The 12,275-nt window shown below is 29.5% G+C and carries 9 protein-coding genes; all 9 read right to left on the bottom strand.

Going from position 1 to position 12,275, the window contains the following annotated elements:
• Positions 1 to 5 precede the first annotated feature (5 nt).
• Positions 6 to 401, bottom strand: a complete 396-nt coding sequence (locus ACY3JO_RS01520) for a glycosyltransferase family 2 protein (protein ID WP_463085059.1) — start codon at positions 399 to 401, stop codon at positions 6 to 8.
• A gap of 1,029 nt (positions 402 to 1,430) precedes the next feature.
• Positions 1,431 to 1,862: an aminotransferase class IV gene (locus tag ACY3JO_RS01515; protein WP_463085058.1), complete on the bottom strand. Its 432-nt coding sequence runs from the start codon at positions 1,860 to 1,862 to the stop codon at positions 1,431 to 1,433.
• A gap of 1 nt (position 1,863) precedes the next feature.
• Positions 1,864 to 3,435: an aminodeoxychorismate synthase component I gene (pabB, locus tag ACY3JO_RS01510; RefSeq protein ID WP_463085057.1), complete on the bottom strand. Its 1,572-nt coding sequence runs from the start codon at positions 3,433 to 3,435 to the stop codon at positions 1,864 to 1,866.
• Entirely contained in the window at positions 3,401 to 4,702 is a 1,302-nt protein-coding gene (locus ACY3JO_RS01505) for a UDP-glucose dehydrogenase family protein (RefSeq protein WP_463085056.1), read from the bottom strand. The genes pabB and ACY3JO_RS01505 overlap by 35 nt, the downstream gene beginning before the upstream one ends.
• Positions 4,703 to 4,712: 10 nt before the next feature.
• The gene (locus ACY3JO_RS01500) at positions 4,713 to 6,995 is read right to left on the bottom strand and encodes a lysylphosphatidylglycerol synthase domain-containing protein (protein WP_463085055.1); all 2,283 of its coding nucleotides are present in this window, start codon (positions 6,993 to 6,995) and stop codon (positions 4,713 to 4,715) included.
• Entirely contained in the window at positions 6,964 to 8,574 is a 1,611-nt protein-coding gene (locus tag ACY3JO_RS01495; protein WP_463085054.1) for a prenyltransferase/squalene oxidase repeat-containing protein, read from the bottom strand. The genes ACY3JO_RS01500 and ACY3JO_RS01495 overlap by 32 nt, the downstream gene beginning before the upstream one ends.
• A complete protein-coding gene (locus ACY3JO_RS01490; RefSeq protein WP_463085053.1) occupies positions 8,567 to 9,511 on the bottom strand; it encodes a glycosyltransferase family 2 protein in 945 nt (314 codons plus the stop codon). The genes ACY3JO_RS01495 and ACY3JO_RS01490 overlap by 8 nt, the downstream gene beginning before the upstream one ends.
• 180 nt (positions 9,512 to 9,691) lie before the next feature.
• Positions 9,692 to 11,419, bottom strand: coding sequence for a hypothetical protein (locus tag ACY3JO_RS01485; protein WP_463085052.1), 1,728 nt, complete (start codon positions 11,417 to 11,419; stop codon positions 9,692 to 9,694).
• Positions 11,420 to 11,579: 160 nt separating this feature from the next.
• Positions 11,580 to 12,191: a hypothetical protein gene (locus ACY3JO_RS01480; protein ID WP_463085051.1), complete on the bottom strand. Its 612-nt coding sequence runs from the start codon at positions 12,189 to 12,191 to the stop codon at positions 11,580 to 11,582.
• Positions 12,192 to 12,275: the final 84 nt, after the last annotated feature.

Genomic DNA, 12,275 nt, shown 5'->3' with positions numbered 1-12,275 from the left:
ATTTGCTATCTGTAATGCATCATTGAGGGGTGGAGATTTTCCTCTTTTTTAGAGGCATCTCTGTAAAAAGGTTTAATAATATGGGGATGTTTGCTATGGTAATTTTCTAAGATCTCTTTTGTTCTATCAGTGTAATTGTCATCTATAGGTATTATCTCTAATTTATCTTTTGGATAATCTGTATTAAGAAGTGCCTTTAAGATATTTTCTGCTACTTTTTCTTCATTATGCATAGGAATAAGCACACTTACTGAAGGTAAATCAGAATCTATTATATCATGGTATCCGAGCCTTTGTTCCCCAAAGGCTCTATTTAGGGTAAATAAGAAATGTCTTATAGAATATAAGGTGATTATTGACACTAAAAAGATTAAATATACCTTTAGTATTAGTATACCCATTTCCATTTTTCTTTACTTTTCTGTAATTTATTTGCTATTATCCCCGTATATAAGGAGTAGGATCTAACAATATAAATAAAATCTATAATAGGACAGAGAGTAAAGTAAAGAGGCAAGAAAAAAAGATAGGTAAATTTCAAAAGAATCTGTATAAAGAAGGTATATCTTATAACTCCAAAGATAATAGAATATATAAAAGTGATAATAATGACTATAAATTTAGTTAGGAGATTATGGGGAATTGGGACTAATGCTGTACCCATTATTATCGGTACAGTAAGCCAGATATCAATTTGGGTGTTTATGTATAGTTCAGAGAAAGTTTTAATGTTATATGGGAATCTTGAGGGAAAAAGGATAAAAAAGATAGAAGATATTAAAATCAATAGAAAAACAAATATAATCCATAATTGAATCGGTTTAGCTTTAATAAAATTTGAACTTATAATGCCAAATATAGATAGAAGTAATGTAAAAAGGAGAAAATTAAGGGGGGATATTTCCCTTCCATATCTAAAATGTACACATTTTTGAAGATATTATTTTCGCTTGTTACTATATTTATATCCTGAATAGGAGGAAGAAATTTCTTAGTAAATTCACACATAAAAAAAGGGTTATTTGTGGATAGAAGGATAATAGGAATATTTCAAAATGTAAAACTATGAGTGTCAAACCAAAGAAAATGCTCTTTATTGAGTAATTGAATTTTCTATATGATCTATGATATTGAATAAAGCTGCCTCTTTTCATATATGTTTATGTTTTTTGAAACTTAGCCTTTTGGGATTATATAATGATTTATAAATTATTGCAAGTAATATATTTAGATTTATTTAATTACCTAAACAAATTCTTTTGGGAACATAAAGAAAATCAAGAGCAATATTTTGATTGATAATCTCTTTATCTTTTGTTTCTATCTTCTCAGGATAGCTTTCTCTTAAACACTTATCATTTTTTAACTAATAGGAATAAATGTCTCTTCTTTAATTATTTTTATATATTTTTCCATAGGATACATTTAAATTAGGTTTTGTATATTTCCACCTCTTTTATTCCGAAAACAGCATTTGTAATGAATAATTTTTCTGCTTTAAAAACTTCTTCTACATTTATCTTTTTCTCTTTAATTTTCTCATTATTTTGTTTCATTAAAAATCTTTTAAATATACCATTTAGTAATCCTGAGGATTTTGGGGGTGTATAATAATGATTTCCTATTTTAATAAAAATATTTGCCCGTGATGTCTCTGTAACCTCACCATTCTTGTTAACAAATAAAACATCAAAAAATTTTTCTGAGTATTTTTTATATTCTCTATTATAAATCCTACGGTTAGTGGTTTTATGATACAAGAAAACATTGTTTTTATCTATCAGGGTTTTTGAGAGGGTAATCTTTTCCATATTTTTAGAACAAAAGTTTTTCATATCATATACAATTTTTTGTATTTCCACATCACCATTTTTTGAAAGTAATAGTCTTATTCTGTATGATTGTTCTGTTAGATTTTTTCTTAACCTGATATAACTTATCTAAAATTTGGTCTTCATCAAATTGGAAATCGAAATATAAAGCTGAATTTTTAAGTCTTTCTAAATGGTATGTTAAGAGAAAATATCCTTGTTCAAAATTCTCTTTTGTTATATTTAGATTCAAATCATAAAAATTTTTAATCTCATTATTAAAGTTAGCACAGTACAAAATTGTTTCAATTAATCTAAACTTTGGAGCTTTTGTTACCAAAAACTTATACTTAAGTTTGCATTCATCATATTCTTTTTGAGGATCAGAATCTGCTACTATACCACTTCCTATTCCTAACTCACCTTTTCCATTTTTGTCTATCAACAAAGTTCTTATTGCCACATTGAATACTGCGTCGTGGTTTGGTTTTATAAATCCCACAGAACCCGTATAAACATACCTTGGTTCTATTTCCACTTCTTTTATTATTTGCATACTTCTAATTTTAGGTGCACCAGTTACAGAACCTGAAGGAAATAAGGAATGAAATAATGTGTATAAATTGATATTTGGTTTTATTCTCGCTTCTATGGTAGAAGTCATCTGAAATAAGGTTTTATATTTTTCTATTTCAAGAAGTTTTTTAGCTTTTACTTCACCCAATAAAGAGATCTTTCCTAAGTCATTTCTTAAAAGATCAACTATCATTATATTTTCTGCACGGTCTTTGATACTTTTTTGTAATTTATGGGCCTGAATTTTATCTTCATAGATATCTTTACCCCGAGAAATTGTTCCCTTCATTGGTTTAACAATAACAATATCTCCAGTTTTTCTAAAGAATAGTTCTGGAGAGAAGGATATTATAGAAAAATTCTTTGTTTTAATGAAAGCACAATAGGAGACACTTTGGGTTTGTTTTAATTTATTATATAATCCTAAAATTGAACCTATAAATTCAAACTTTAACTTTATTGTGTAGTTAATCTGATAAGTATCACCGGAAAAGATGTAATCCTTTATTCTTCCTATATTTTCTACGTATTCTTTCTTGGAAGTATTAAGACGTAGATTAGTTAATTTAAATCTTAAATTTTCTTTATTGAGATTTATAGTAGAAAGGTTACTTACCAAATCAATTCCTTCTTCAAAAACCCCGATCTTATGATTATAGATGATTGGTCTTTCATAAGCGTAAAAAAAGGCTAATGGGAATTCAAGATTATAATCCATATTGTCCTTATAATCTAAAAAATATCCAAGTTCATAGGATAAAAATCCTGCAAGATAAAGACCTTCATTAAGTTTTTTTTCTAATCGTTCAAAAAATTCTCTTATATCTTTATCTTGTGGTTTTGTTAGTACTAATTTTTCTTTTGGTGAGATAAAAATATAGGAAAGAAAATTGTCTTCGTCAATTTTTAATGTTTCATATATGGCAAACTCTTTCTGGGTAAGGATGACTTTTTTTACAATATCTTCCAATTCTTTATAGATTTTCTCTCTTGACCTTAGAGTTTGAAATTTTTTACTCTCTTCCAACACCTTTATATATGAATCCATATTTTTTAGCTTCTTTAGGATCTAATACATTTACTCCATCAATGATAATGGGTTTTCTCATAAGGCCTTTTAACTTTAAGAAATCTGCTTTTTTAAACTCATCCCATGCAGTAAGAATTAGTAACAAATCTGAATCTTCTGATGCTTCATATATATCGTTACAGTATTCCACATCTTTTATCAGTTTTTTTGCCTCTTCCATGCCATAAGGATCATAAGCTTTTATGTTTGCTCCATCATTCTTTAATAGATTTATTATTTTTATAGCAAGAGAATTTCTTACATCATTGGTGCCTGCTTTAAAGGTAAGCCCCCATATGGAGATGGTAAAATCATATAAGAGATCAGAAAGTTGTTCTTTTACTTTATAAACTATATACCTTACTTGATGTTCATTCTTTTCTAATATTGCTCTTAAGAAATCAGGTTCATAGCCATTTTTTTCTGCCATCTTAATAAGTCCCATCAGATCTTTACTTAGACAAGGGCCTCCAAATCCAATTCCTGGGCTTAAGTGTTCTCCCCCTATTCTTTTATCATATTTCATTCCTTCTATAACCTCAAAGACATCTACGGAGAATTTCTCACATATATTGGCTATCTCATTGATGAAAGATACTCTCATGGCAAGGAAAGCATTGGAGGCATATTTAATTAGGATTGCAGTTATAGGAGTAGTTATTACCATTGGAGCTTGAAAGGGAAAAAATAATTCTTTTAAAGAGTTAATTACATAATCCTTTTCTGCCCCAATAACTATTCTCGAAGGATTGAAAAAGTCATAAACCGCTTTTCCTTCTCTCAGAAATTCAGGTACTATTGCTAATTCATAATCATCTCCTTCTTTTTTACCCTCTTTGCTAAAAATCTCTCTTATTTTTGATAATGTTCCTATCGGAATTGTGCTTTTTATAGCTATTATCTTTCTATTCTTTAAAAATTTGCTTATGGATTTTGCGGAAGATATTACTTGAGATAGATCAACTTCTCCATCGTTCTTGGAAGGAGTATTCACGCATATAAAGATAATTTCTGAGTTTTCTATCGTTTCTTCAAAATTAGTAGTAAAGAAAATTCTTTTTTCTTTTGTATTTTTATTTAGAAGTTCTTCTATTCCCTCTTCATGAATGGGAGAAATGCCTTTCTTCAAAAGATTGATTTTCTCCTCATCTATATCTAAACATATTACTCTATTTCCTACTTCTGCAAGACCTAATGCTGTCACAAGGCCAATATATCCAGTCCCTATAATTCCTATATTTTTCATTCTTTTCCTCCTAACTTTCGTATATGAATATTACTACTTTATAAAAATCTGTCTTGTTTTTGAGTTCAAATTTATTATCAAGCCATTCTTTTATTTTTAAAGTTCTTGGATTTATATCGGATAAAATAAGGACAATCTTTCTATAATTCTTTATTTTTTGTTCTATATTTTCGGGAGAGAAAAAGTCTGGGCTTACAGGTATATATGGAAGTCTTCCTCTATTGTAGTATTCAAATGGTCTATAATAAAAATGCTCGCTAATTAGTACTATGTGATCTTCTTGAGAATTCTCATGGATATACTTTACCACGTCTCTCCATGGACGATTTAAGTAGCTTATACGCTGATAGTAGGATATATTTAAAAGGGAATATGTTCCAATGATAAATAATATTATTAGTGTGATTATGGGGTAATACTTAAATTTTTTAATTCCTCTTGCTATAAGGATAAAAAGGGCAGGCATAAAAGGAGAAAGATATCTACTACTATAAAAGCTTTTTCCAAAGGAAGAGATAATAATTAAGGTTATGAAAGGTATGAAAAAGTACAAAATATTTAATAAAAAACCTTTTTTGTTTTCATAAGGAAATAATAATCCCAAAATTATTAGCCCCCAAAATATGATAAATAATGGATATTGTAAGTTTAGTCTTTCAAGGAAGCTTCTTGCAAATCCAAAAAAGGCTTGATAGAAGGAGATACCAATAGTATAAAGAGAAAGTTTTTGGGCTCCTTGATATACTTCTGGAGTATTTCTTGCGAAGATTACGTAAAGCCATGGAGAAAAGAAGAGTAATATTATGAACTGTGTGATAATCCAATTTTTAAGATTCTTAAGATTTTTTCTTTGGTATATGAACATATAAATATTTTCGGCTATTATCAGAAGACTTGAGAAAAAGTGAGTATAAAGTAAAAGAGAGTTTATTATTAAGAGTTTAATAAGATTTTTCTTATTAAATTCTTTATTGATTAAATCATAGGTATAGTTTAGAGATAGGAGGACTAAGAAAGTAAATAATGGATACATTCTTGCCTCTTGGGAAAAATAGATTAAAAAGGGAGATAGGGCAAAAATGAGAGAAGAAATTAGGGCTGTAGTTTCATCATAGAGCTTCTTAACTAATTTATATAAAAGAGGAATACTTAAAACTCCAAAAATCATAGGAAGAGATCTTAAAGCTAATTCTGAATCACCAAATATGCTTGTCCAAAAATAGACAAGTATAAAATAGAATGGTGGATGAATTCCTGTCTGTGATCTATTGAGGATAATTCCCAAGATTCCACTGTAGGATACTTGGGCAGTTATAGCTTCATCAAGCCAAATACTCCTTTCTGTTATTTTATAAAATCTTAATAGGAATCCTATGATGGTAATTATAGGAATTAGACTACTTTTTCTCATATCTCTATTTAATGCTACCAATCCTATAATAGCAGGAAGTGCGGTATTTATTAAGAACAATAAAAAGGCACTATTAAAGGAAGCTATAAGAGAAAGGCCTAATCTTCCTAATATAAAGACTGCTGTTCCTTCTCTAATACCTAATCCCCCAATTGTAATAGGGATAAGGTTGACAAGCATAACTATGGGGTAGCCAATAAAGGTGGATAAAAAGGAAAACCTTTCAAAGGAGTTTGCTAAAAAGTATACTTCTACTAATACGATAGTGTAGGATAATAGAGAAAGGAGAAAGTTTATAATTAGAGTTTTCCTTTTTATTTTTAAAAATTCTTGGATAAAACCTGGAAATTTGTTAAAGGGAAATATGTTATTTATGTTTTTTATTGCTCTTTGATAAAAAATCACAAATAGAGAGAAAAGAATAAAGATTCCTAAAAGAAAGGAAATAAATTCTCCAAAGAATATATAAAAACCTGCTAATGCAAGGATTAAAACTGCTAAAAGGTCGAAGGCTTTATCAAGTATGACTAAGATTAATCCTTCCATCCTTTTTTCTTTGTCAATATTTCCTATCCTTGCTACCTCTCCTACTCTTCCTGGAGTTATAAGACCTATACTCATACCTATAAAATAGCTTTCCCCAGATTTTAAAAGGGAACTTTCTTTAGATACTTCTTTTAAGAGAAGGTGCCATTTGATTATCTTAAAGAAGGTAAATAGAAAACCCAAAACCACAGCTAAAAATAAAGGTTTTATGTTTATGTAAACAAGGGATTTTATTATTTCCTTTGTAGGTACTTTCTTAAATATAAAGTAAAAAACAAGGATAGTTATTATTAACTTTAAAATGTTAATAAGTAAATTTTTCTTTCCCTTCTCCATCGTACTCTCTTGTTATTTTAATAAATTTATTATTCACTTCTAATATATGATAACTAAAATAATCTTTCAATTCTTGTATCTGGAAATATCTTGAGGATGGTATGAATATGTATGGATTTTCTACTCCAATTCCTATTTTATCTATTCTGTAATGTGAACTTATTTCTTCTTCAATGATAACTTTATCTTCCATTACCTTTATTTTTCTCTTATGAAAAATTGGACCCCTTTTTTTGTATGATATAAGCATTCCTCTTAATAGATTTTTGACGAAAAAACTTATTTTTTTGTTCCTCCCAAGGGTTATCTGGAATAATCTTAAAAGTATGTTTTTTAAAGGGGTCATTTTGTTGAAAGGTATCTCTAAGAGAGGTCCTTCTGAGATATAACCGTCTTGAGTAGATATTGAAGATTTTGGGTTTAGAAAAGGCGAGTAAATTTTGCCCTTTGTATATACTATAGGACCGCTATCTTTCAGGGAGAGGTTTGTTTTTTTAAAATCTATTCTAAGGACCCCTTGCTTTTTTAGATTTCCTATAATATAGAAATTTTCATTGCTCTCTATAAATATACCGCTTTCTGGAAAATATTGTGAGAATTTTTCTTCATAAATAGGATTTTTTAATTCTCCATCATAGAGATTTTGGTGAGCTTGAATATAAGTATAACCTATATAAGCAAGATATCTATCATCTAGGTTAAAGGGACCAATGCTTTTTTCTTCTTGTAAGGCTTTTCTCAAAGAATATAAGATTTTTCTTGCAGAATCATTCCATTTTGCAGAGTATTCTATTCCAGATGGGATTATATATTTGGTATTTCTGGAAGCATATTCACCTCCAAAAGAAAGGTCAGGATGGGAGAAGTAAACTAGGAAATTAATGGCTTTTATTATCATGTGTTGTACTTTTTCATTCCTTGTCTTCTCATGATATTTGGAAAGATAGTCAATGGCTAAGGAAAGATATCCTATATCAGGCCCTTGATATTCTGGAAACCATCCTTCCTTTTTTTGCATCTCCTCTAATTTTTTTAATTTTATTAATGCTCCTTTTTTAAATCTTTCATCAGATGTTAATAGATAAATATTGTACAAGGATATAATACTTCCTGCTACTTGATTGGTGGCTGAAAAGTCTTCATGGGATAATAAGAATTCTCCTGCCTTTTTTAAATGCTTTATTGCTTTATCCATATCTAATTTCTCTTTTAAGATAATTAAAGTTTCTGATATAGCATAGGTAGAAAATGCTGTAGCCACAAAGCTATGTTCATTAGGATACCATTCATCAAAAGATCCATCACTCTTTTGTATTTTGCACCAAAAGTCTATTCCACCTTTAATAAAAGATAGGATCTTGTTGTCTTGGAAGTAGACATTTTCAGGATTATCTAAATTATATAAAAGGGCTAATGTTAATACTGCTTCTTGAAATCTTGCACAAGCAAAATCAGTAATATTATAATGCCAGAAATTCCTATCAAAGCACCCAAAAGTTGGACTATGGAAATTCTTGTCCAAAAGTCCCAAAAGTCTGGGAATTTCAGGAAGAAGCTTTCTTAAATATATACTATTCAAAGCCTATTTCCTCTAAAATTAGATATTCCTTTTTTCTTCCATGGGTGAGATGGCTTAACATCTCACCTATAAGTCCTATGGATAGGAATTGTATACCCACAATCATTAATAATACACCAAGAGTTAGTAGAGGTCGTGTACCTATTTTTTCTCCTGTTACAAATTTGTATATTACTAAATATAGATTTGTTAAGAAACCAGATGAGAAAAACAATATTCCAGTACCTCCAAAAAAGTGCATAGGTCTTCTAAGGAATCTTGTTAGGAATATGACGGTTATCAAATCTAAGAATCCCTTAATTATTCTTTCCCATCCATATTTTGATTTTCCATATTTTCTTTCGTGGTGGGTTACAGGAATCTCTGTAACACGGAATCCTTTGCTATAGGCTAATGCAGGAATATATCTATATAGTTCTCCATAAATTTCTAAATTTTCAATAACCTCTCTTCGGTAGGCTTTGTATCCACAATTAAAATCATGTATATTAACACCAGAAAGAAGGCTTGCCAGTTTATTAAAGATCTTGGAGGGTAAGGTTTTTGTGATAGGGTCTTTTCTTTCCTTTTTCCAACCTGATACTAAGTCGTAACCTTCTTTTATCTTTTCAATGAATCTGGGAATTTCTCTTGGGTCGTCTTGAAGATCTGCATCCATGGTAATAATGATATTACCTTTTGCTTTTTGAAAACCAGCTGATAATGCAGAAGCCTTTCCAAAGTTTCTTCTGAGTTTTATTATTTTTAATCTATTATCTTCTTTGTGAAGCTCTCTCAAAACTTTGTAAGAGTTGTCTGTACTTCCATCATCAATAAAGATAATTTCAAAGGATAGATTTAAAGGGGTGGTATTCTCAACGATACCCTTATATAGCTCCTTTAATGTGCTTTCTTCATCTTTTAAAGGTATTACAAAAGATATATCCACTACTCCCATGTATTTAATTATACTAAATATTGAGGGAGTATGCTAAATAAATTTTGTTTTTATTCAAAAACTTCTCCTCCATACGTAAAGATACTTTCTTTTTAACCCTTCCCTATGTTCTTGGAGAATTATCGAGTGAATTAAAAGATTTAGGGGGGTATTTATTAACCCCCCTAAGAGTTTTAGATTTTATTTTCCCTTATCTGGAGCTTGCTCAAATTTAATTCCTGAGGAAAGAGTAAAGGTAAGTTGGTGATACCTTTCACCCCAATAACTTGTATCGCCTATGGTGGTTTTTTCTTCATCAACTTTACCATTTACGGTACCTGTAAAGGTATTATTAATGGTATCTACAATAATATTAATTTCTTTTGCTGGACCCTTTGAAAGATCTAAATTAGAAATTAAGTTATTTAGATCTCCTAAGGAGTAAATTTGTTGAACTGTAATCTTGATGGATACTTGAGGATTTTGACTACTTAAAGGTATTTTAATCTGCCATATAGAGGATCTGGAAGATAAAATCCCATTTTTATCTAAATCTATGAATTCCTTACTATAAGTTTGGGCTCCCACATCTACTATTACACGGAAAAAATTAGATTTTATTTTTAAATCTTCATTTCTTGCACTATAGGGGGTTAATCCCCTTATCTCTTTTAGGGATAACCATAGTTCTTTGTCTTTATAGGTTGGTTCTTTTGAATTATATTCAAAAAGTTTTGTAGAGTATTTGAATCCATCCCATTCATAGATCTCTGCTTTAAACTTCTTTTTGCCTACAAGGTAGTCTATTTGAACAAAGAAATATAAATTTCCAGACAAAGCATTTAGTTCATTTTCACCTTTTGTAGAAATTTGGAAATAAGAGTTATAAACTGGATTTTGTAATACTAAGTTTAAATTACCATTTACATTGAGTTTATCTTTTAGTAAGGTTAATTCTCCACCTACACCTGCGCTGGCAACTTTATAGTTTAATCCTATCTCTGCATAAGCACTGGTATCCATATAGGAAGAAATGAAACCATTACAATATAGAGGATCTAATTCCGCTCCTAATTCTATACCTATTTTGCCTCTTAGTCCAAAAGATCCAGATACATTAAAAGGACCAACAGGACAGGTTATTGGAAAGCTCCAATCTACATTATATTCAGATTTATCCCTATATTTCACATTTGTCTTAAAAGATTCTTCAATCTTTTTTTCTCCCAGTATATAGACTCTTGTATAGCCTTTATGGGAGGTGTTATTTTCTCCAGCACCTATATCGGTTTCCACTTTAATTAATTCTGCATTTTTACCCAAAAGTCCTACTGTGGCATATGCAAAGGCATTTGAAGAAACCTTCTTCTCTTCTCCTACAAGTTTTAGCCCAGTCCCTACCTTAACGTTAAAGTCCTCATTTCCCAAGGGTAATTCCCAAATTCTTTCCCAATTTAAATTTTTAAATTCTTTCTGAGGTTCTTCCTTTGTTTCTGGAGTATATGGGACTATCTCTTTAAATATTTTTCTTTGGAGCTCAAAATTTTGTTTTGGTATTACTATGCGTTGTATTAGAATTTCTTCTTCAGGGTCTCTTAAAGAGTACCCATAAGAGTTTAATGTTTTCTCAATCTCATTGATCTCTTTTAAAAAATCCTCACCAGTAATCTTTTTCCCATTTGATAATGTGATTATCTGACTTTTTTGAATCTTAAAAAAGTTATAATCAAAGGGTTTAAAAGTAATAGGTGGTTTCTTAATGATGATAATTTTGGAACTTTTGGCATCAAGTACTACTGGTGTAGTAAGTTTTACTGATATTTTGGGAATATTTTGAGGAACTTGTGGTACATTAAAGTTTTGGGCACTCACCGCACTAATTGAGAGAATAAGCCAGAAAAGGGTGATAATGAGAAATACTTTTTTCATCTTTTCCTCCTTAATTATTTCTTATTAAAAGTTAAAGAAGGATCAACATATGTCTTGATCTGATATTTTGATCCCCCTATATCTTTTTATAATATTTTAAAATATTTTTGGAAATAAAGTAAGTGATATAGATCACATGGGTAATTGTAAAAGTAAATTATCAAAATTCATGAAGATAAGCTTTAATTTTTATAACTTTCCCTTTTTCTATTTTGAATTCCACATTGCAATATAAGGAATCTTGATAAAATATGCTTTCTATCTCTTTTTTGTTATAATTTATAATTCCAAATTTTTCGTATAATATGCCATTCTCAATTTTTGGAAAGTAATAAAGATACTCTTTATCATTTATTTTTGTAGGGTTATATCTAAATCTATTTAGCACCTTTTTATAACTATCCCCAACTTGAATTCCTCTTGGCCCCTTTACTCCTCTTTTAATAATCTCTACACAGAATATGTACCTTTCTAAATCATTATTATTTTGAGCTGGTGCAAGCCAGAAAGATCCCCATGGATAATAGAGGTATTCTATGTAATCTCCATAGGTTGCCCAATACTCTCTTTTCGTATTAATTGGATTTCCAAATTTTTTTAAAAGTTCTTCCTTCTTAGAGGTAAACCTTAAATTTTCTAAAATAGGCTCCTTAGCAGAAAAGGGGCCCTTGTTGTTTTTAAAAATAAAGATATCATCTTTATGGGTAAAGATCCATGTAAAGATTATTAAAATTCCTATGAAAAATAATGTGAGAAAATATATTTTTTTCATTTTTAAAACGATTTTGATAGATCCTTTAAGTTTTTACCGAATATTATTATAATAAAATAAAAAACAAGTTAAAAGGAAGGGTTT

The organism is Dictyoglomus sp. LHC4 (assembly GCF_055181355.1).
The sequence above is the reverse complement of the archived record's forward strand: the minus strand, read 5'-3'. Positions and strand labels throughout refer to the sequence as shown.